A 20,877-nucleotide genomic window follows, 5' to 3' on the forward strand; every position below is an offset into this window, starting at 1 on the left:
GTGCCTGACGATCACCTCCCCTCTGGCACCGGTCGTTCCCGCAGGTCGCGGCGCCGCTCGATGGACACCTACGGCGGCATCAGCGTCAACGAGGTGATGGCCAAGGCGACCGGCAAGTACCCGGTCCCGCCGGTGGCCGAGCCCGAACCCGAGCCGGAGCCGGAACCCGAGCCTCCGCCGCCACCGGCGCCCGAGCCGCCGCCCCCATCGGCGCGGTCGGCGCGGTCGCGGTCGGCCTCGCCGGGGCACGCCAGCTCTTCGGGCCTTCCGGCGCCGGGGCACCCCAGTTCCTCGGGGCTTCCCGCCCCGGGGCACCCGAGTTCTTCCGGGCTTCCCGCGCCGGGGCACCCCAGTTCGTCGGGGCTTCCTGCGCCGGGTCGCTCCGGTTCTCCGGGGCACCCGAGTTCACCGGGGCTGCCCGCACCAGGACATCCGAGCTCGCCCGGCCTGCCCGCGCCTCGGCCGGTGCCGCCGCCGCGGAACAAGCATGAGGAGATGCCGCCTCGACGCCAGCCGGTGACCGGCTCGAACCCGGCGCCCGGTGGGGTGCCGCCGCGTCGGTCGCCCGGACGGCGTCGGCAGGCGGGGCCGCCGGCGAACGGCATGCCGCCGTCGGCACAGCGCCCCTCCCCCGCCGCGCGCCCCGCGTACGCCGCCCGCGCCGCCGAGGCCGTCGCGTCGTCAGCCGCCGCCACCGCCGCCCGTGGCGCCATCCATGCCGCCCGCGGCGAACGCGGCGCCACCCGCGATGAACGCGGCGAACGTGGCGCCGCCCGCGCACGCGGCGCCACCCGCGAAAGCCGCGCCGCCCGTGCCCCCGGCCGAGGCCAAGACCACGGTCACCCCACCGGTGGCCAACCCGCGCCCGCCGCAACCGCAAGCACAGCCACAACCACAACAGCCGCCGCGGCCCAAGCCCGTGCGTCCCGAACGGCCGTCCCCCGAGGACCGGCTGATCATGACCGACCAGATGGAGCCGGTCGACGACGCGACGATGTACCGCCGCAAGATCGACAACACCCTCGCCCGCTTCTCCGCCGCGCACGACGAGATGGCGGCCGAGGAGGCCAAGCGCAAGGAGCGCCTCACCCGCTTCACCGCCGCGCCGGTCAAGCTGATCGAGCAGACCCGCACGCGGCTGCAGCGCGTCGTGCACCCGAGCGAGAACGCGGCCAAACCGCGACCGCACCCGCTCGGGCACCTGAACGCCGAAGAACCCGAGGAAGAGCCCGCGCCCCAGACCCGGCTGCAGGAGAAGAAGCAGCGCAACCAGGAGCGCACCGCCAAGGCGGGCCGGATCACCGCGATCGTGATGGCCTGCCTGATGTTCGTGCTCAGCGCCGCCGGGTGGGGCATGAAGACCTGGTTCAACAGCAAGTTCAACCAGATCGCCGCGCTCGACGAGAACTCGGCGGACATCCAGGACGCGGCCGGGCAGCTCGGCGACGAGAACTTCCTCATCGCCGGTTCGGACACCCGCGCGGGCGCCGAGGCCGAGGAAGGCGTCGGCACCGCGGACTCGGTCGGCGGCGCCCGGTCGGACTCCCTGATGATCGCCCACATCCCGGCCGACCGGAAGCGCGCGATCGTCGTCGGCTTCCCGCGCGACCTGGAGGTGGACCGGCCGGACTGCAAGCGCTGGGACTCCGGCACCGGGCAGTACCTCGACGAGGTCGTGCCCGGCAAGAAGCGGGCCAAGTTGAACGAGGCCTACGCGATCGGCGGCCCGCAGTGCACCACCAAGCAGATCCAGCAGCTGACCGGGATGAAGATCAACCACTTCGTCGGCATCGACTTCCACGGCTTCAAGGACATGATCAACGTGGTCGGCGGGGTCCCGGTGCACATCGAGGAACCGGTGATCGACGAGGTGCTCGGGGTGGTCGTGCCCCAGGCGGGCGACCAGATCATCACCGGTGACCAGGCGCTGAACTTCGTCCGGGCGCGGAAGGTCAAGGGCGACGTCACCTCCGACTACGGCCGGATCAAGCGCCAGCAGCTGGTGATCGGCTCGCTGCTGAAGAAGACCATGTCCAAGGAAGTCCTGTTCGACGGCGGCAAGCTGACCGGCTTCATCAACGCGTTCACCGCGGCCACCTTCGGCGACAACATCGGTGTGGACCAGATGCTCACGCTGGCGCAGTCGATGAAGGGGCTCAACCCGGACACGGTGAAGTTCATCACCGTGCCGACCGTCGGTGACGCGAACGAGCGCGGCAACGAGGTGCTGTTGCAGAAGCAGTCGAAGGAACTGTTCGGCGCGCTGATCACCAACAGCCCGCTGCCCGACGAAAAACCGGCCGCGCCACCGCCGGCGAGCCAGGGCGGCACGCAGAAAGGCCAGGCCGAGCCGGGGAAGTAGGCCCCGCCGGATTCGTTAGGCCGGGTTCACGCCCGGTTCACCCAGCGATGCGGCGTTCGCGTGGTCCTGGCCGTATGGTGAGGCCCATGCGCGAGGCTTACCACGTCGAACTCGAACAACTGGCCGACAAGCTGGCGGCCATGTCCGTGCAGGTGGCGGACGCCATGGAGCGGGCCACCCAGGCCCTGCTCGACGTCGACCTCGCGGTCGCCGAGCAGGTGATCAGCGACGACGCGAAGGTCGACGACGCCAGGGCGGCCTGCGAGGAGCAGGCGTACGCGCTGCTGGCGTTGCAGGCGCCGGTGGCCACCGACCTGCGGACCGTGCTCGCCGCCATCCACGCGGCGGAAAGCCTGGAGCGCATGGGTGACCTGGCGCTGCACGTGGCCAAGGCGGCGCGGCGGCGGCACCCGGAACCGGTGCTGCCGGAGCAGGTGCGCGGCTACTTCGCCGAAATGGGCACGATCGCGGTGCGGCTGGCGCGGCAGGCGGAGCAGGTGATCAAGACCAAGGACGTGAGCGCGGCCAAGGAGCTGGAGGCCGACGACGACCAGGTCGACGACATCCACCGCCACCTGTTCACCGTGCTGATGGACCGCGAGTGGCCGCACGGCGTGGCCGCCGCGGTGGACGTCACCCTGCTGGGCCGGTTCTACGAGCGCTTCGCCGACCACGCGGTTTCGGTGGCGCGCCGGATGATCTTCGTGGTCACCGGCCGCATGCCCGGCTACGGCCCCGGCGACGACGAACTCTGAGCCACCGCACCCCTGCTTCCCGATTGCTGTTCCCGGCCGGTGACCCCTTGGCCGTACGGGGACCGGGATCGGGGTAGGGGCCTCCGGCGCTGATAGGGGTGGGCGGTATCCCCGCCCGCCCCGATGCTGGTTCCGCGAGCGAGAGCCGTTCTCACCGGAGGGCCGCGGAATGAGCGACAGGATCGACAACGCGCTGGACTGCTGGCGCCACCGCCTCGACTGGCGGCCGGTGTCGGGCACCCCGGCGCTGTCCGGCCGCTGGGCGATCGTGGTGCCCGACCTCGACGACGGCGACCGGTTCGCCGCGGTGCTCCGGGAGTTCGGCGCCGAGCCGATCCTGGTGCCCGCCGGCGACCGCGGGGCGATGGCCGACTGCTTCCGCATCTTCCGCGAGCTGTCCGGGGTGGTCTCCCTCCTCGCGCTCGCCGAAACCGACGGCGACCTCCCGCCCGGCGTCGCGTCCACTGTGTACCTGATGCAGGCGCTCGGCGACGCGGGCCAGTCCGTACCGCTCTGGTGCGTCACCCGCGGCGCGATGGCCACCGGTGGCGACCCGGTGCAGGCGCTGCTCTGGGGCCTCGGCCGCGCCGCCGTGCTGGAGAACCCGCACCGCTGGGGCGGCATAGTCGACCTGCCCGCCGAGTTCGACGCGGACACCGCACGCCTGTTCGCCACCGCGTTGTCCCACCGCGGCGGGGACAACCGCTTCGCCATCGACCGCGGCAGGCTCTACGCGGCCCGCACCGTTCGCGAGCCCGGGCACGACTGGGTCCCGCGCGGCACCGTGCTCATCACCGGCGGCACCGGCGCGCTCGGCACCCGCGTCGCGCGGTGGGCGGCCGAACAGGGCGCGGAGCACCTCGTGCTGGTCAGCCGCCGCGGTCCGGCCGCGGCCGAGGCGGCGGAGCTGCGCAAGCTGCTGGCGGGCACCCGGGTCACCATGGCCGCCGCCGACGTCACCGACGAGGCTTCGCTCGCCAGGCTCAAGCAGGAGTGCGGCCCGATCGACGCGGTGGTGCACACCGCCGGGCACGACGCCGTCGGCCCGTTGCCCGAACTGCGCCCGGCCGACCTGCTCACCCGGGTCGTCGGCGCGCGCAACCTCGACCGCGTCTTCGCCGCCACCGAACTCGACGCCTTCGTCCTGATGTCCACATTGGACGGCGTGCAGGGACGGGCCGGCCAGGGCGCGGCGGCGGCGACGAGCGCCTACCTGGCCGCGCTCGCCGAACGCCGCCGCGCTCGCGGCGGCCGGGCGCACGCACTGGCCTACGACTGTCGCGGCACCGACGACCTGCGGATCTTCGTGTTCCCGGACCGGCTCGGCCAGCCTGGGCTGGCCGCGGACCTGTGCGATCGCTCGCCCGACTTCGCCGCCACCTACGCCGAATGCGAGCAGCGGCTGGCCAGGTACACCGATCCCCGGCACGGCCAGGACTGGGCGACGATGGTCGCGCTCGCCGCGATGTGGCGGGCCCACGGCGTGCGCCCGGCGCGGGTGCTCGGCCACGGCGTCGGCGAGATCGCGGCGGCGGTGGTCGGCGGCTCGCTCACCGTGGAGGAGGGCGCGAAGGCGGTCGCCGTGCGCTCGCAGGAGATGGTCGCGGTGTCCCTGCCGGAGAGCGAGGTGGCCGACCGGATCGCCCGCTGGCACGGCCGGATCGGCGTGCTCGCGGTCGACGGGCCCCAGTCGGTGGTGGTGTCCGGGGACCCGGCCGCGATCGACGAGCTGACCTTCCGCTTCCGCGCCGGTCGCATCACCGTGCGCCGCCTGGTCCGGGCGTCGTCGGGCGGTGCGGAGGCGTTCCAGCGCAACCTGTCCGCCTACCGCGAGCACGGGTACCGGCTGATCGAGATGACCGGCCCGCCGGTGCCCGCGCGCCCGGCGCGATCGCTCGAGGTGGGCTGATGGTCTTCGACCTGGTCGAGCCGATCGCCGGGACCGGCGCGCTCCTGTGCTGCGGAGACCTCCGCGAGGAAACCCACCCGTGGCTCGCGGGCAAGCCGTTGCCCGCCGAGCTGGTGACCGAACTGCTCGCGCTCGCCGGTGCGGAGGCGGGGTGCGGGCACGTGCGTGAACTACGCGTGGAAGCGGATCTCCTGCTGCCCGCGCGGTTCCAGGTGCGCGTCGGCGCGCTGGAGAACGGCATGCGCGCGGTCCACCTCTACACGCGCTCCGGCGAGGACTGGACCCGGCACGCGACCGGCATCGTCGAACCCGCGGTGGCCACCGAACCCGCCGACGACGGTTGGCACCCGCGGCCACCGCTGCCCCGGGCGGCCGGACCGGAGCCGCGGGTGGTCCCGTTCACCACCACCGAGCAGGCCCGGGAACTGGCGCGCGGCGGGGAACGCCTGGTGTTCGCCGACGAGCACGAGGCCACCGCCGTGGTGCTGCCGGAGGTGCTCGGTTCGGCCACACCACCGCTGATCGTGCGCGCGGGCGTTGCGTATGCGTTGGACAGCAACGAAAGCACGGACGACGAACCGATCGCGGTCATCGGGGTGAGCGGGCGCTTCCCCGGCGAGATCGGGCCGGTGCCCGAGGATCGCGGCTGGGATGTGGCGCCACACGGCGCTTTCCTGCGTGCGCCGGGCGATTTCGACGCGGCGTTCTTCGGGATGACCGGGGAACAGGCGCTGGTGGTCGATCCGCAACACCGGTTGCTGCTGGAAACCGCTTGGGAGGCCTTCGAAAACGCCGGGATCGACCCGGAACGGATGCGCGGCGAGAAGGTCGGGGTGTTCACCGGCGTGCACGGCAGGCACTACGAATCGCTGGTGTGGGCGGCCTCCATGGACGCGCCGCCGATGCCCGCCGCGGTGCGCGTGGCGCAGGCGTTCGGCCTCGCCGGTCCGGCGGTGGAGACCGGTGAAGCGTGCCGGCGGGCCGTCGAATCGCTGCGCCGGGGCGAGTCGTCGATGGCGCTGGCGGGCTGGGCGAGCGTGCTGGCCACCCCGGACGCGGTCGCCGACGATCCGGCGGAAGGCGCCGGAATCCTGCTCCTGCAACGACTTTCCGAGGCCGAACGGCTCGGCCATCCGGTGCTGGCCACGGTGCCAGAGCGACCGGGCTCGGTACCGGAACTGCTCGAATCGGTGCGGCGGACGGTCCGGCCGGAACCCGCCGAGCCGATCGCCGACCTGCCGATGGCGTGGCCGCTGTCGGCGAAGTCCGAAGCCGCCTTGCGCGCGCGGGCCACCCAGCTACTGTCCTGTTTGGACACCGACGCGCCGGCGGACATCGGGCTCTCACTGACCGAGCGGACCGAGTTCACCCAGCGGGCGGTGATCATCGGCGAGCACCCCGACGAGTTCCGGGAAGCGCTGACCGCACTCGCCGAAGGGCGCACCGCGCCGAACCTCGTACTCGGATCCGCCGCCGAAACCACCGCGCCGGTGCTCGTCTTCCCCGGCGGTGAACTGGACTGGACGAGCAACGAACTGCTGGAGCACCCGGTGTTCGCCGACCGGATCGCCGACTGCGAGCGGGCGCTGTCCCCGCACGTCGACTGGTCGCTGACCGAGTTGCTGCACAACGAACTGGTGCCGGACCGCGTGGACGTGGTGCTGCCGGTGCGGTGGGCGGTGCAGGTCGCGGTCGCGGCGCTGTGGGAGTCGTTCGGCGTGCGGCCGTCCGCGGTGCTCGGGCACGGCGACGGGGAGATCGCCGCCGCCGTGGTCTGCGGTGCGTTGTCCCTCGAGGACGGTGCGAAGGTGGCCGCGCTGCGGGCGCGGGCGTTGCGGGGCATCGTCGGCCGCGGTGGCGTGGTCGCGGTTTCCCTGCCGGAGCACGAGGTGGTGGACCGGATCGGCTTCTGGCCGGGCCGGGTGGCCGTGGCCGCCATCGACTCGCCGGAGTCGGTGCTGGTCAGCGGCGACGCCGCGGCGCTGGACGAGCTGATGTACCGGTTCAAGGCGGACCGGATCCGGGTGCGGCGGCTGCCGGTCGGCCACGCCGCGCACTCGGCCCACGTGGAGGAGATCGAGCAGCTGGTCAAGGACCTGCTCGCCGGGATCACCCCGGCCGCGGCCGCGGTGCCGTTCTTCTCCACGGTCACCGGCGACTGGTTCGACACCACCGAGCTGACCGCCGACTACTGGTACTGGAACCTCCGCCAGCCGGTGCTGTTCGCGCACGCACACAAGGCGCTCGCCGACCAGGGCTGCGTGTTCGCCGAGGCGGGCGATCCCGGTGGCCTGCGGCCGTTCCTCACCGCGGTGGCCGGCGCGCACCTGCGGGGTGCCGCGGTGGACTGGCGCGCCTGCTTCCCCGGTGCCCGCCGCGTCGCGCTGCCCACCTACCCCTTCCAGCGCGAGCGGTACTGGATCGACCTCACGCACTCCGGATCGCCAGCGTCTGCAGCTCGACCGGCAGGTCACACCGCCGCTTGATGCCCAGTTTCCGGTACGTCCTGGTCAGGTGCTGCTCCACAGTGGACACCGTGATGTAGAGCTTGCCCGCGATCTCCCGGTTCGAGCAGCCGCACACCGCGAGCGCGGCCACGCGGCTCTCCGACTCGCTGAGTTTTTCCAGTCCGCGCACGGTTTCCGCGGCCGGGCGCACCATCGGCTTCGGCTTGACCTTCGGCACCTGCGGGCGCCGTTCTCCGGCCAGCAACTGCAATGCCTTGGCCCGTTCGAGCCGGTCACCGCCGGCTTCCAGCAGCTTGACCGCCTCGGCCACCAACTGCGGTCGCTGGCCGGGTTCGCTGGCCGCGGCCAGCACCCGCAGGGAGATCCCGCGCACCCGCGGCTGGTCGGGACCGGCCAGCGCGAGCTGCGCGTCGACCAGTTTGCGGGCCTGCCCTCGGTTGCCCAGTTCGAGCCAGGCCTGGGCGGCGCCGGTCCGCCACGGCACCACCGACGGCTGGTCCATCCCCCACTTGTGCATCAGCTCACCGCAGAACAGGAAGTCGGCGAGCGCGGCCTGGTGCCTGCCGATGGTCATGCTGTACTGCCCGCGCGCGTAGGCGTAGTGCAGGCCGAACCGGGTGTCGAACATGGCCTGCGGCACCGGCCGCTCGGCGATCTCGGCGGCCTCGTCCAGCCGCCCCATGCCGATCAGCGCCAGCAGCAGGTTGGCCAGCGGGAAACCGATGCCGACGCCCCAGCCGCGTTCGGACAGCACCCGCAGCGCTTCACTCGCCTCGCGGTGCGCGACGGTGAGTTCCCCTTGGCGCATCGCGATTTCCGCGCGGACGGCGGCCAGCAGCGCCTGCCCGGTGCGGCTGGTGGTGCGCAACCGGAGGTGGTGCAGCCGACCCCAGTGCGCGGCGGCGTCCAGCCTGCCCGCGTAGATCAGCGTGAGCAGCGCGCCGAACTCCTCCTGCGGGGAGATCTGGTCGCGCTCCCCGAACTGCGAGCGCTGCAGCAGGTGCTCGGCGCCCAGCACGGTCGGCTTCGGCGCGCCACCCGCCTGCCCGCCGGGCAGCAACTGGTCGAACCGGATCCGCCGCTTCAGCCCGGGATAGGTGGTGCTGAGCCAGAGTTCGGCCTGCGCCAGCTGGTGCGCGTCCCCGGCCAGACCGCGGATGGTGGCCAGTGCTTCCTCGTGCTTTCCCTGCCACAGCAGGTAACCGACGAGTTCGGTGGTGTCGCGGCCGGCGAGCCTGCCGTCGCGGGCGGCGGTCACCAGCGGTTCGAGGTGCCGGGCGGACTGCCCGGGGTCGAGCCGCCAGGTGATCCTCGCCAGCAGCGCGGCCAGGTCGAGCCGGTGCGCGGGATCGGTGGTGCAGGTGCGCGCGAGTTCCAGGTACCGGACGGCGTCGGCGGGGCGCTGGTCGCGCAACGCGGCGTCGGCCGCGTCGCCCAGCACGGCGGCCGCCCAGTCCGGGCGCAGGCGCGGGGCCCGCAGCAGGTGCCCGGCCACCACCTCCGGTGCCGCACCCGCGGTGTGGGTCAGCACGGCCGCGCGTTCGTGCAGGTCGGCGGCGGCCTCCGCGGAGAACGTGCCCAGTGCCGCGGCGGCGACGTCCGGGTGGGCCTGGTCGCCGGGGTTGAGCAGGCCGCTCGCCCGCAGCGCCAGCAGGTCGGCGTCGACCTCGCGGCCGAGCAGTTCGGCCACGTCCTCGGCCGAACCGACCACGGCGATGCCGCCGAGCACCTCGACGGTGGACGGCGCCGCCCGGTGCAGGCAGCCGAGCAGCGCCTCGGTGAACCGGCCCTCGGTCAGCCCGCGCATCAGCTGGGGGTTGCCGCCGGTGAGCGGGAGGTCGTTCCCGGCGGGCAGCGGGTCCACCGGCAACGCGGTGAAGTGCGGCTGGCGCGAGAGTTCCGCGCGCACCGGCGGGTCGAGGGCCAGCGGACCGGCGCCTTCGGTGAGCACCACGGTCACCCGCTGCCCGCCGAGCCGCCGCACCAGGTAGAGCAGGCAGCTCATCGAGGGCGCGTCGCAGTACTGGGCGTCGTCGAGCAGGATCGCCAGCGGCCGCTCGGCTGCCAGCGCGAACAATGCGGCGCCGACCGCGCGTGACACCCGCAGCAGTTCGTTGTCGGCCACCACGCGGTCGGGATCGTGGTCGAGCGCCTTGGCGATCCGCTCGTCGGCGAGCGCGGACGCGGGGAGCAGCTGGGCGAGCGCGCCGAAGGGCAGGCCCTGCTCGGCACGGGCGCAGCCGGCCCGCAGCACGAGCGCGCCGGAGTCCTCGGCGAGGTCGGCGAACCGGGTCAGCAGCGCGGTCTTGCCGCAGGTGACGCCCCCGGTCAGCACCGTCGCGGAGCCGGTGCCGGACTCGGCGGCGGCCAGCCGCGCCTTGAGCACCGCGACCTGCTCGTCCCGTGCGATCAGCATGATGTCCCCTTTGCGTCGTGTGCGGGGTTCGAGCGAAAGTTAGCCGAGAAAAAGGGGTCGATCCCGGGAATCGAGGTCGGCTCGAGTGGGATCCGACAAGCTGTCGAGGTGGGCGCGATGGCCAAGATCGGCAGCTTCCGGTCGTTTTGCCCGACTCCGCGCGGCTGTCTGCGTAAGGTGGGAGGGGTCGACCACTCGACGAAAAAACCGACCGACCGGTACCGAAACCGTTGACAAAACCGACCGCCCGGTTTTGAATTTTGGGTATCGGGCCGCTGGCAGGGGTGACCACCGGCTCGCCGACGAGCTGAGGGAGCTGTGATGGACATCCGGGTGCTGGGTCCGCTTGAAGTCCAGTTTTGCGGCAGAACGGTCGCGCCGACGGCGGCCAAGGAACGCAAGCTGCTGGCCATGCTCACCGTGCACGCCGGAGAGCTCGTTCCCGACTCGGCGCTGTTCGAGGAGTTGTGGGGTGGCAAGATCCCCCGCAGCGCCCGGACCACCCTGCAGACCTACGTGCTCCACCTGCGGTCCATGATCGGTGCGGCGGGCGCGGGCGCCGAAGACGGCCGCACCCGGGACCCGAAGGCGATCCTGGCGCGGGAGATAGGGGGCTATGTTCTCCGTGATGAGGGGTTCACGATCGACGTCAAGGAGTTCGACCGGCTCGCCGAGGCCGGGCACCGCGCTCGCGAGGCCGGTGACTTCGCCGGGGCGTCGGAGAAGTTCGGGCGCGCGCTGGCGCTCTGGCGCGGTCGCGCGCTGGCCGACGTGATGCCAGGGGGGTTGCTCGAGGTCGAGGTGCACCGCCTGGAGGAGGCCAGGCTGTGCGTGCTCGACCGCCGGATCGACGCCGATCTCCGGCTCGGCAGGCACCACGAACTGCTCGGTGAGCTCACCGCGCTGGTGGCCCGCAACCCCACGCACGAAGGACTGCACGGGCACCTCATGCTCGCGCTGCAGCGGGCCGGCCGACGGGGCGACGCCATCGACGTCTACCTGCGGTTGCGCACCCGCCTGGTCGAGGGACTGGGCCTCGAGCCGTCCTTGACCCTGCGCCGACTGCACCGGTGCATCCTCACCTCCGATCAGGAACCGACCCGGCCCGGGGACGCGCTCTTCCCCGCGCTCACCGCATGAGGCGGGCCGGGATGAGCTGTCACATCGTTCGTCCCAGCAGTCGAGGAGCCCCCTGTGGCCAAGCAGCACCGGTCGGAGCAGACCAGGAACGAGATAGTGAGGTGTGCCGCCAGGCTCTTCGACCGTGACGGCTTCCCGACCGCCAGCATGTCCGAGATCAGCCAGGCGGCCGGGGTGACCAAGGGGGCGGTCTACTTCCACTTCGCGTCGAAGGACGAGCTCGTCGGCGCGGTGCAGGAACTCGGCTGCGTGATGCTGGAGTCCCACGCGGCCAAGCTCGCGTCCAACGAGAACTCCCCGCTGCAGACCGTGATCGACCTGACCCACACGCTCGCCGCCTGGCTGGACGCCAGCCCGGTGGTCCGCGCCTGCATGCGCACCGCCCGCGAGTGCGCCGACCGCGGCGCCCCGTTCAGCGACTTCTACCAGGCCTTCCTCAAGGCGATCAGCGACGCGCTCGCGCGCGCGGACGCGGCGGGCGAGCTCAAGCCGGGCGTGGCCCAGGACGCGGTGCTGACCCAGGTGGTCGCCGCCAGCGCCGGCCTCGAGGTGCTGTGGTGGGCGGGCACCCTGCCCCGGCCGCGCACGCTGGCGGTGACCAAGGTCTGGGAGGTGCTGCTGCCCGGCATCGCGGTGCCCGCGCGCACCAGCCGGCTGGAGCGCACCGGCAGCTCGGCCGCCGCGGCCCGGCCCCCGGTCAGCTTCGGCTGACCCCGTTCGCCGGTTCGGCGACCTCCCCCAGCTCACTGCCCTCGGGGCGGAACTTGTGCAGCCGCCGCGCCGGCACGATGCCGGGCAGCGTGATCCGCCACATCATGGTCACCCGCTCGGTGATGTCCTCGCGCTGGGTGAGCACCTCGGAGCTGATCTGCACCCCGGTGAACGAGGCGATGACGAAGGTGGCGATGTCCACCGGATCCAGTTCCGGGCGCAGATCCCCTTGGCGCGCGGCGCTTTCCAGGCAGGTCTGCACCAGCCCGATCCAGTTCCGGTAGGCGTCCGGGGTGGGCGTGGAGAAGGTGCCCTGCTCGATCACCAGCCGGATGCCCGCCCGCACGCGCGGGTTGTTCCGCAGGCTGATCGCCATGCCGTGGGACAGGTCGATCGCGGTCTGCAGGGTGACCAGGTCCGGGTCCTCCGGCGGGGTCCAGATGGTGAACTGCTCCGAGATGATCGCCTTGGCGATCTCCTCCTTCGAGGAGAAGTGGAAGTACAGCGCTCCCTTGGTGACGCCCGCGCCCGCGATGATGTCGGTCAGCGTGCCGCCCTGGAAACCTCGCTCGTCGAACACCGTCGCCGCCGCATCCAGGATGGCCGTTCGCGTGAGCTCGGCCCGTTCCTGCTTGGGCACGTACTACTCCCTGGGTTCTCGGGGGATCCAGTCGCCATTCCTTCGGCTGTTCGGAGGACTCAGGTACCGGTTCCCTGGTCTGTTCGGACGACTCAGCGGCCGAGATCCTACGGCCTGTAAGCGGTTAACCGAGAATTTATCATCCGAAGGGGTTGTAAAAAAAACCGGGCAGTCAGTATGTTCAAAACGGTCATACCGTGAGCTTCCACACAAGGAGTGCTGATGACAGCGATGATGACCCGGCCGGCTGGGGCTGTGGTCACGGCCGCGCCGGAGTTCGGTAACGCCGTGGTCTCGCAGCGGTCCGACGTCCTCTTCGACCAGACGATCCCGCGGGCGCTGGTGCACCGCGCGGCCGTCTCCGAGGTGTTCCTGACCGACCTGTGCACGCTGGGTGACACCGAGTTCCAGGTGGGTGCGCAGTGGCCCCGCGGCCACAGCTTCTTCAGCCTGCTGAGACCGGACTACCACGATCCGATGCTGATGGCGGAGACGATCCGGCAGGCGGGGCTGCTCATCGCCCACGCCGAGTTCGGCGTCGCGCTGGACTGGAAGTTCATCGTCCACCGGCAGACCTTCTCGCTCGGTTCGGACGGACTGCGGCTGGGCGCGCGCCCCGCCGACATCGTGCTGGCGGTCACCTGCCACGACCTCAAGCGGCGCGGCAAGCGCGTGGCGGGCGGGCGCCTGGAGATCGGCTGCTACCGCGACGGCGAGCTCATCGGCTCCGGCGGCGCGGTGTGGAGTGCGGTGTCCACTTCGGCCTACCGGCGGTTGCGCGGGGAGCGCGCCGACGCGGTGGTCGAGGTCGAGCCGCCGGTGGGCGTCGCGCCGCTGACCGTCGGCCGCGACCGCGCCCGCGACGTCGCGCTGGCCCCCGGCGAGCGCGACCGCGAGTGGGTGCTGCGGGTGGACCAGGCCCACCCGGTGATGTTCGACCACCCGGTGGACCACGTGCCGGGCATGGTCACCATGGAAGCCGCCCGCCAGGCGGCGAAGCTGGTCGCCGGGCAGCCGGACGCGCTGCCGGTCGGCTGCGACTTCCACTTCGAGCACTACATCGAGCTGGACGCGCCGGTGCAGGTCAACGCCACCGAGGTGACCGCGGTCCGGTCGGGCGTGCGCTCGGTGGAGGTGGTGTTCGGCCAGGCCGGCCGCACCGCCGCGTTCGGCACCGTCGACCTGCTGGTGCACGGCTGAGGCATGGGAAGAGCCGCTGGGGGAACTGGGGGAAGACCGGTCCTGCTGACCGGGGCGACCGGATTCATCGGCACCGCCGTGTTCCGGGAACTGCACCGGGTGGGCTGGTTCGACTGGGGTCCACCGCTGGTGGTGCTCACCCGTTCTCCGCCGGACTGGCTGGTCGAGTCCGGGGTCGAGGTGATCAAGGGTGACCTGTCCGAACCCGGGGAGCTGCGCGGGATCGCGAACGGGGTCTCGACGATCATCCACATCGCCGCGCAGATCGGTGGTGACGCGGAGCTGTGCCGCCGGGTCAACCGGGACGGCACGAAATTCCTGCTGGGGGAAGCCGAGCAGGCCGGAACCCAGCGGTTCCTGTACATGAGCACGACGGCGGTCTACGGGCACGGGCCGCACCGCGGGATCAGCGAGTCGCTGCTGGCGCCGGAACCGGTGTCGGCGACCAGTCTGAGCCGCGCGCAGGCGGAGCGGGAGGTGCGGCGGTTCGGCGGCACCGTGCTCCGGCCGCACCTGGTGTACGGGCCGGGTGACACGTGGTTCGTGCCCGCGTTGTGCCGGTTGGTCAGGGCGGTGCCTGCGTGGATCGAGCGCGGTGCCGCCCGCACCAGCGTGATCGAGGTGAACGACCTGGCCGCGCTGGTGGTGCGGTTGATGGGGTTGTCGTGGGGGAAGAGCCGGGGGGCGGTGTTCCACGCGAACGATCCCCGGCCGGTGCGGATGCGGGAGGTGATCGGAACGGTGTGCCGCGAGCTGGGCGTGCGCCCGCCGTCGCGGAACCTGGGGTTCGAGGCGCACCGGGAGCGCACGAGGAGGGTGCTGCCCGGGTTGACCGACCACCAGTTCGCGTTGCTGGCGGAGGACCACTGGTACGAAAGCGACCGGCTCTGGCGACGTGCCGACCTGACCCCGGGCGGCGACTTCGGCGAGAAGTTCGCGCGCTCCGCCGAGTGGTACCGGGAGCACATTTCGGCGGACGCCACGGATCCGGTGGACATCGGCTACTCGGAGACGTGAGCGTCAGCTCGCCATCGCGTCCAGGTCGGCCAGGTCCTTGGGACGCGCCAGCAATCGTTTGTAGGCAAGCACTTCGCTCAGCGCGGCGAAGCGCACGCCCGCGACGGTCTCCCCTTCGTCGATCAACCGGTCGACGTCCCAGTCGGGGGTGAGCCACGACCGGAAGAACTGGATGCGCCCGTTCCAGAACTGCACGCAGGGGTCACCGGTGATGGCGCCGAGTGCGGGCGTGCCCGACTCGACGGCCCGCGTCCACGCGGCCCCACGGGCGACCACATCGAGATCCTGGATGTTCCGGCGAATCCCGTACGCGAGCAGCGGTCCGCTGCCGAAGACGACGAAGTCGGCGGGGTCGAACCCCAGTGCTTTCAGCCGCCGGATCAGCGGGTGCCGGGCGACCGCCCGTGCCGCCGCGGTCATTCGCCCGGCCGCTCGAGCCGGCCGAACGCCTGGATGATCTTCGGCCGTTCCTCCGGGCTGGCGCCGTCGATGGCCCGGAACAGCCGGTCGTTGCGCAGCCGCTCGCTCAGCACCTTCGTCCGGTGGGTCAGCCAGTGGCGGGCGATCGACATCGCCGCCAGCGCGACGATCGCGAGCGCGGCGATGATCCAGTTCTGGCTGGTGAACAACTGGACCGGCATGGCGCGTCCTCAGCTCGCGGCCGTGCGGTGGCCGTCGGCGATTTCGCGCAGCTTCACCGGATCCCGCAGCAGCAGGGTCTGCCTGCCGGTCCCGAGCAGCCCGGCGGTCTTGAAGTTCCGGACGATCTTCTTCACCGAGTCCAGGGAGGCGCCGGTGAGGTTGGCCAGGTCCTGCTGGCTGAACCGGAGCCCGACCCCGGTCGGGGACGGCGTGCCGATCCCGCTGTCGGCCAGTTCGATGAGCGACTTCGCCAGGCGCTGTTCGATGGCCAGCTCCGATTCGGCGATCTTGCGCGTGGCCTGTTCGACCCGCTCGAGCTGGCTGGCCAGCTGGGCGTGCATGGCGCGCGGGTGCTCGTAGAGGAAGTTCAGCCACGCACCGGCGGGCAGGTGGAGCACCTCGACCTCGTCGAGGGCGACCACGCTCGCCGACCGCGGCATCCGGCGGATCGCGGCCATCTCGCCGACCATCTCGCCCGCGTGGCGGATGGCGACGATCCTCGGCGGCTGGCCGACCACGATCTTGACGTGGCCCTTGCGGATCAGCAGCGCGAAGTCGGTCTCCTCGCCCTCGCTGATGAAGACGTGGCCCGCCTCGCGGTGCAGGGTCTGCCCCAGGGTTTCCAAGGTGGCGAGCTCGTCCTCGGTGAGGAGGACACTGCTGTTCTCGTACAGGGCCTCAGCCATACCTCTGAGTGTAAAATTACACCCAGCTGCGGTCAACTAGCCGCCGGAGTGCATGTCCTCGGCTTCGGGGACACAGTTGTCGTCGGGGTCGTCGAGCCAGCCGTGCGGCAGGGTGACCTTGCCGGGTGAGCCCTGGCGCCCGCGCGGGCCCTCGGCGTCGGCGGGGAAGGGCGCGTCGTGGTCGAGGCGGGCGATGAGGTCGTCGAGCTGGTCCATGCTCGACACCATGGCGAAGCCGCGGCGGAGTTCGGAGCCGACCGGGAAGCCCATCAGGTACCAGGCCATGTGCTTGCGCAGGTCGCGCAGGGCCTTGTCGGCGCCGTCGTGCTCGACGAGCAGTTCGGCGTGGCGGCGCAGGACCTTCGCGACCTCGCCGAGCTTGGGCGGGGTGGGGAGCGGCCGCTGTTGGAACGCGGCCTCCAGTTCGCCGAACAGCCACGGCCTGCCGAGGCACCCGCGGCCGACGACGACGCCGTCGCAGCCGGTCTCGTCGACCATGCGCAGGGCGTCGGCGGCGGAGAAGATGTCACCGTTGCCGAGCACCGGGATGGAGGTGACGGCCTCCTTGAGCGCGGCGATCTTGGTCCAGTCGGCCTGGCCGGAGTAGCGCTGCGCGGCGGTGCGCGCGTGGAGGCTGACCGCGGCGGCGCCCTCGGCCTCGGCGATGCGCCCGGCGTCGAGGAAGGTGTGGTGGTCGTCGTCGATGCCGACGCGGAACTTCACCGTGAACGGCACGCCCGCCTCGGCTGCGGCCTTCGCCGACTCGCGCACGATGCTGGCGAAGAGCTTCCGCTTGAACGGGAGGGCGGCGCCGCCGCCCTTGCGCGTCACCTTGGCGACCGGGCAGCCGAAGTTGCTGTCGACGTGGTCGGCGAGCCCCTCGCCGACGATGATCTTGACGGCCTCGCGCATGGTCTTCGGGTCGACCCCGTAGAGCTGCATGGACCGGGGCTTCTCGTGCTCGCCGAAGGTCATCATGTGCATCGTGCCGGGGTGCCGCTCGACGATGGCGCGGGCGGTGATCATCTCGCAGACGTAGATGCCGGCGCCGTACTCCTGGCAGAGCCTGCGGAAGGCGACGTTGGTGATGCCGGCCATCGGCGCGAGCACCACCGGGGGATCGACCTCGTAGGGGCCGATCTTCAGCGCGGGCTTGCTCAGGGTGGCGGTCACACCCTTCATTGTCGCCTGTGGTGTCGATCACATCGACAAGGGCAGGCGATTCAGGGTTTGACCAGTTGGCTGACCCGCTGGGGCGAGACGTGCAGCACCTTGGCGATGTCCTGCTTGGACAGCCCGCTGTTCAGCAGGCGGTGCACCACCTCGCGGGTCCGCTCGGCCGCTTTGCGCTGGGCGAGGTCGGCTTCGCGAGTGGCTTCCCTCGCGCGCCGGATGTCCTCTCCCAGCGGGCCGGGGATGTCGAATTCGACCGAGATCGTGAACTCGTCCGGCGCGAGTTCCTCCATCATTTCCACGAGATCCGCGGCCATGCGCTGAGCCTCGGCGGTCGAGCGACCCTGGGTCGCCCCGACGCCTTCCACCTCGACCACCCACCACTTCTCCTCGCGGTGAGCTGTCGCCCGGTACGTCTTCATTGCAACCACCCCTCCGGAAGACAAGCCATCTGCTTGCCGATGCTCTGTGCGACACCCGCGGTGATCGTGCGGTGGTTCGGCACCGCGGTCCGGTGATAGCCGCACGGACACCCGTAGATCTCATGTCCACCTCTGTTGCGCAGAGGCACGCACTTCTGGGTTGTCCGCGCGGCGGCGACAGCTGCCCGCTTCCGCTCGAACGAGCGGTGGCGCCACTTTCGGGGCGATTCGTGCGGCTTCGCGGCCATGAACGGTCTGCCGCCGGCTGAGGACGGCAGACCGTTCATGACACCCGCGCCTCGCCAGGGGGTCAGAAGGGGACGGTCAGGCAGGCGAGCCTCGCGCCCGCCGTGCCGGCGTGTCCCGGGTGCGTGTGCGTGTGGGTTTCGTGCAGGACCACCGAGGCGGCGCGCCGGTCGCCCGAGAACTGCCATGGGACCCGCGTGGTGCTGAAGCCGGTGCCGAAGCGGTCGGTGGTCAGGTCCAGCCAGATCTCGTTCGACGGGTTCGCGTAAGCCGGGTCCACCGAGGGCGAGACCGGGTCCACGCGCTTCTGGTAGTGCGGGCCCGCCGCCGCGCCGTCCGGGCCGCACGGCTTCGTGTGCGCGTGGGCCCCGTAGTCCCGGCCGGGCACGAGACCGTGCACCACCAGCGTCACGCCTGTGCCGTACGAGGGCGCGGAGAGCGAGTACACGCTCGCCCGCGCGCCGACCGGGACCAGCGAAGGCTGGTACGTGAACGCCGTCGATCCGAACTCGCCGCGGGCGGTGACCAAGCCGAAGTCCGAGGACGAGGCAGCCTCGGCCGGGCCGGCCAACGCGGCCGAACAACACAGCGCAAGCAAGGTGGGGACCAGACGTCGCATGGACATTGCCTATCGCTCCACCAGGCGATCGCGCCACCGCACGCCCCTGATGAGGTGAATCCCACGGGAGGCCTTGACAGCCCCATCTATTCGATAACCGTCGTACTATCGGCGACGTGACTGCGGAACGAACTCCGGCTGACCGGACCTGGCTGGTGGCCATCGCCGCCGCGCTCTGGGGCACCGACGGCCTGCTGCGCCTCCCACTGGCCAACGCCCTGCCCCCGGCCACCGTGGTGTTCTGGGAACACCTGATCGTCGTGCTCGTGCTCTCCCCGCTCGTCCCCCGCGCGCTGCGGGCGCTGCGCGGCTGCGGCCCGCGCGAGTGGATCGCGGTGCTGATCATCGGCGGCGGCTCGTCGGCACTGGCAACGGCCCTGTTCACCGCGGCTTTCCGCACCGGCGACCCGGTCACGCCACTCGTCCTGCAGAAGCTCCAGCCGGTGTTCGTCGTGCTCGCCGCCTTCTTCGTGCTGCGCGAGCGCATCCGCCCCGGTTACGCGCTCTTCGCGGCGCCCGCGTTGCTCGGTGCCTGGCTGCTGGCGTTCAAGAACCCGCTCGACATCGAACTCAACGCCCTGCGCGCGGCCCTGCTCGCGATCGGCGCGGCGGTGCTGTGGGCGGCGGGCACCGTGCTCGGCAGGCTGGTCTCGAACAGCCTGCCCGCCAGGGACGTCACCGTGCTGCGGTTCACCGTCGGCCTCCCGGTTTCCGCGGCGATCGTGGCCGTGCAGGGCGTTTCCTTCGTACCTGGTTGGGCGAATGCGCCCGGCCTGCTGCTGCTCGCGTTCATCCCGGGCCTGCTCGCGCTCAGCCTCTACTACGCGGGCCTGCGGACCACCCCGGCTTCGCGCGCGACGCTGGCGGAACTCGCGTTCCCGGCGACGGCCGCGATCATCGGCGTCGCCTTCCTGAACACGACGCTGACCGCCACGCAGTGGATCGGCCTGCTCGTCGTGGTCGCGTCGGTGACCACGCTCGGCTGGCACGAGAAGGTGCGCGCGAAGCCGATGGTGCTCGAATCGGTCTAACCGAGGTCGCGCGCCAGCAGGTCCTCTTCGGTTTCGCGGCGGATCAACAGGGATGCGACGCCGTCACGCACGCTGACCAGCGGGGGCCGTCCGACCTGGTTGTAGTTCGACGCCAGCGAGTGGTGGTACGCCCCCGTGCCCGGCACCGCGATCAAGTCGCCCGGGTGCACGTCCGCGGGCAACGGCACGTCGTGCGCGAGGACGTCGCCGGACTCGCAGTGCCGCCCGACCACCATCATCGGCTGCCGTTCCGCGCGCGAGTACCGGTTCGCCAGCCGCGCGGTGTAGCGCGCGCCATACAGCGCGGGGCGCGGGTTGTCGCTCATGCCACCGTCGACCGCGACGAACGTGCGGCTCCCGCGCTTCACCGCGCACACCCGGTACACCGTGATCCCCGCGCGCGCGACGATCGCCCGGCCCGGTTCGACGGTCAGCCGCGGCATCGGGAACTCGTGCACCGAGCACTCGTACGCCAGCGCCACGCGCAACCGCCGGGCGTACCCGGCGAGGTCGAAGTCGACCGCGTGCCCGCCGCCGAGGTCCAGGTGGGTCAGCTCCAGCCCGTAGGTCGCGCGGACGTGCACCAGCGCCTCGACCATCCGCCGCGCCGCCTGCTCGTAGGCGTCCACTCTGGACACTTGCGAACCGAGGTGGCAGTGCAGCCCGGTCAACCGCAGCGACGGCTGCGCGAGCACGGCGGCGACCGCGCGGTCGAGGTTGTCGGTGACCCTCGGCAGCAGCGAAAAGCCGAACTTCTGCCCCTCGGTGCCGGTGGTGATCGCGGCGTGCGTGCCACCGTCGACACCGGGCACCACGCGGATCAGCACCTTCTGCCTGCCGTGCGCCAGCGCGCCGATTTGCTCGATCTCGTCGAGCGAGTCGAGCACGATCCGGCCGACGCCGTACTCGAGCGCGGTCTTCAGGTCCTCCGGCGTCTTCACGTTGCCGTGCAAGAGAATCCGCGACGCGGGGAAGCCGGCCGCACGCGCCACGGCGATCTCACCACCCGAGCAGGTGTCCAGCGAAAGGCCCTCTTCGGCGACCCAGCGGAGCACGGACTTGGTGCACAGCGCCTTGCCCGCGAAGGCGATTTCCGCCTCCGGCAAGGCTTCCCGGTACGCCCGCGCCTGGCGGCGCACGTGTGCCTCGTCGAGCAGGTACGCGGGCGTGCCGAAGCGCGCGGCGAGCTGGGTGACCGGCGCGCCGGCGAACACGAGTTCACCGTCGCGCCCGATCCGGGTGCCGGGCGGCCATTCGGCGGCGTCCAGCCGGTCCGCGACGGCACAGCCCAGGCTGGGCAGCAGCTCGGCGAGTGTCACGACTACCTCCGGGGGTCGGGAGTGCTACCCGCCAAGCACAACCCCGTTCAGTCCGGAGTGGACCGCTCGCCTACGGCCCGCTGACACTCCGGCGAGCGTTGTTGACGCCGCGTTGACGCCG

19 protein-coding genes are annotated in these 20,877 nt (G+C 71.8%); 9 read left to right on the forward strand and 10 right to left on the reverse strand.

Annotated elements, in window-relative coordinates:
• Window positions 1–68 precede the first annotated feature (68 nt).
• Window positions 69–713: a hypothetical protein gene (locus JYK18_RS13710; protein WP_206802440.1), complete on the reverse strand. Its 645-nt coding sequence runs from the start codon at window positions 711–713 to the stop codon at window positions 69–71.
• Window positions 714–715: 2 nt separating this feature from the next.
• Between JYK18_RS13710 and JYK18_RS13715 the strand changes: the two genes are divergently transcribed.
• The 4 genes from JYK18_RS13715 (at window position 716) to JYK18_RS13730 (ending at window position 7,512) form a co-directional block, all read left to right on the forward strand.
• A complete protein-coding gene (locus JYK18_RS13715; RefSeq protein WP_242579095.1) occupies window positions 716–2,362 on the forward strand; it encodes an LCP family protein in 1,647 nt (548 codons plus the stop codon).
• An 86-nt stretch (window positions 2,363–2,448) separates the two neighbouring features.
• Window positions 2,449–3,117: a phosphate signaling complex protein PhoU gene (gene phoU, locus JYK18_RS13720; protein WP_206802441.1), complete on the forward strand. Its 669-nt coding sequence runs from the start codon at window positions 2,449–2,451 to the stop codon at window positions 3,115–3,117.
• Between the two features lie 169 nt (window positions 3,118–3,286).
• Window positions 3,287–5,026, forward strand: a complete 1,740-nt coding sequence (locus tag JYK18_RS13725; protein WP_206802442.1) for an SDR family NAD(P)-dependent oxidoreductase — start codon at window positions 3,287–3,289, stop codon at window positions 5,024–5,026.
• The gene (locus JYK18_RS13730; RefSeq protein WP_206802443.1) at window positions 5,026–7,512 is read left to right on the forward strand and encodes an acyltransferase domain-containing protein; all 2,487 of its coding nucleotides are present in this window, start codon (window positions 5,026–5,028) and stop codon (window positions 7,510–7,512) included. Before JYK18_RS13725 ends, JYK18_RS13730 begins: the two co-directional genes overlap by 1 nt.
• Here the strand turns inward: JYK18_RS13730 and JYK18_RS13735 are convergent.
• On the reverse strand, window positions 7,454–9,910 hold the full coding sequence (locus tag JYK18_RS13735) for a helix-turn-helix transcriptional regulator (protein WP_206802444.1): 2,457 nt from the start codon (window positions 9,908–9,910) through the stop codon (window positions 7,454–7,456). The two genes, JYK18_RS13730 and JYK18_RS13735, sit on opposite strands and share 59 nt — an antisense overlap.
• 321 nt (window positions 9,911–10,231) lie before the next feature.
• Here JYK18_RS13735 and JYK18_RS13740 point away from each other — a divergent pair, with 321 nt between their 5' ends.
• Entirely contained in the window at window positions 10,232–11,050 is an 819-nt protein-coding gene (locus JYK18_RS13740) for an AfsR/SARP family transcriptional regulator (protein ID WP_206802445.1), read from the forward strand.
• A gap of 54 nt (window positions 11,051–11,104) precedes the next feature.
• Window positions 11,105–11,761, forward strand: coding sequence for a ScbR family autoregulator-binding transcription factor (locus JYK18_RS13745; protein ID WP_206802446.1), 657 nt, complete (start codon window positions 11,105–11,107; stop codon window positions 11,759–11,761).
• Here the strand turns inward: JYK18_RS13745 and JYK18_RS13750 are convergent.
• The gene (locus tag JYK18_RS13750) at window positions 11,748–12,401 is read right to left on the reverse strand and encodes a ScbR family autoregulator-binding transcription factor (protein WP_206802447.1); all 654 of its coding nucleotides are present in this window, start codon (window positions 12,399–12,401) and stop codon (window positions 11,748–11,750) included. The two genes, JYK18_RS13745 and JYK18_RS13750, sit on opposite strands and share 14 nt — an antisense overlap.
• Before the next feature lie 222 nt (window positions 12,402–12,623).
• Here JYK18_RS13750 and JYK18_RS13755 point away from each other — a divergent pair, with 222 nt between their 5' ends.
• Together JYK18_RS13755 and JYK18_RS13760 are read left to right on the forward strand one after the other, a co-directional pair.
• Complete coding sequence (locus tag JYK18_RS13755; RefSeq protein ID WP_206802448.1) at window positions 12,624–13,601, forward strand: ScbA/BarX family gamma-butyrolactone biosynthesis protein; 978 nt, start codon at window positions 12,624–12,626, stop codon at window positions 13,599–13,601.
• A gap of 3 nt (window positions 13,602–13,604) precedes the next feature.
• Window positions 13,605–14,618 carry an NAD(P)-dependent oxidoreductase gene (locus JYK18_RS13760; RefSeq protein ID WP_206802449.1) on the forward strand — a complete coding sequence of 338 codons (1,014 nt, stop codon included), beginning with the start codon at window positions 13,605–13,607 and terminating at the stop codon, window positions 14,616–14,618.
• Window positions 14,619–14,621: 3 nt separating this feature from the next.
• On the opposite strand, the gene JYK18_RS13765 is transcribed toward JYK18_RS13760, so the two are convergent.
• The 6 genes from JYK18_RS13765 to JYK18_RS13790 form a co-directional block, all read right to left on the reverse strand.
• Window positions 14,622–15,038, reverse strand: coding sequence for a hypothetical protein (locus tag JYK18_RS13765; protein WP_206802450.1), 417 nt, complete (start codon window positions 15,036–15,038; stop codon window positions 14,622–14,624).
• Entirely contained in the window at window positions 15,035–15,259 is a 225-nt protein-coding gene (locus JYK18_RS13770; RefSeq protein WP_206802451.1) for a hypothetical protein, read from the reverse strand. Before JYK18_RS13770 ends, JYK18_RS13765 begins: the two co-directional genes overlap by 4 nt.
• A 9-nt stretch (window positions 15,260–15,268) precedes the next feature.
• Window positions 15,269–15,946 carry a Crp/Fnr family transcriptional regulator gene (locus JYK18_RS13775; protein ID WP_206802452.1) on the reverse strand — a complete coding sequence of 226 codons (678 nt, stop codon included), beginning with the start codon at window positions 15,944–15,946 and terminating at the stop codon, window positions 15,269–15,271.
• A 36-nt stretch (window positions 15,947–15,982) separates the two neighbouring features.
• A complete protein-coding gene (gene dusB, locus JYK18_RS13780; RefSeq protein WP_206802453.1) occupies window positions 15,983–17,128 on the reverse strand; it encodes a tRNA dihydrouridine synthase DusB in 1,146 nt (381 codons plus the stop codon).
• 41 nt (window positions 17,129–17,169) lie between these two features.
• On the reverse strand, window positions 17,170–17,541 hold the full coding sequence (locus tag JYK18_RS13785; RefSeq protein ID WP_206802454.1) for a hypothetical protein: 372 nt from the start codon (window positions 17,539–17,541) through the stop codon (window positions 17,170–17,172).
• A gap of 310 nt (window positions 17,542–17,851) precedes the next feature.
• Entirely contained in the window at window positions 17,852–18,406 is a 555-nt protein-coding gene (locus JYK18_RS13790) for a superoxide dismutase family protein (RefSeq protein WP_206802455.1), read from the reverse strand.
• 116 nt (window positions 18,407–18,522) lie between these two features.
• Between JYK18_RS13790 and JYK18_RS13795 the strand changes: the two genes are divergently transcribed.
• Window positions 18,523–19,437, forward strand: a complete 915-nt coding sequence (locus JYK18_RS13795; protein ID WP_307795901.1) for an EamA family transporter — start codon at window positions 18,523–18,525, stop codon at window positions 19,435–19,437.
• On the opposite strand, the gene lysA is transcribed toward JYK18_RS13795, so the two are convergent.
• Window positions 19,434–20,756 (reverse strand): diaminopimelate decarboxylase, encoded by a 1,323-nt coding sequence (gene lysA / locus JYK18_RS13800; protein WP_206802456.1) that lies wholly within the window; start codon window positions 20,754–20,756, stop codon window positions 19,434–19,436. The genes JYK18_RS13795 and lysA overlap by 4 nt on opposite strands.
• Window positions 20,757–20,877: the final 121 nt, after the last annotated feature.

Origin of the sequence: Amycolatopsis sp. 195334CR (assembly GCF_017309385.1) — a bacterium.
GTDB lineage: Bacteria > Actinomycetota > Actinomycetes > Mycobacteriales > Pseudonocardiaceae > Amycolatopsis.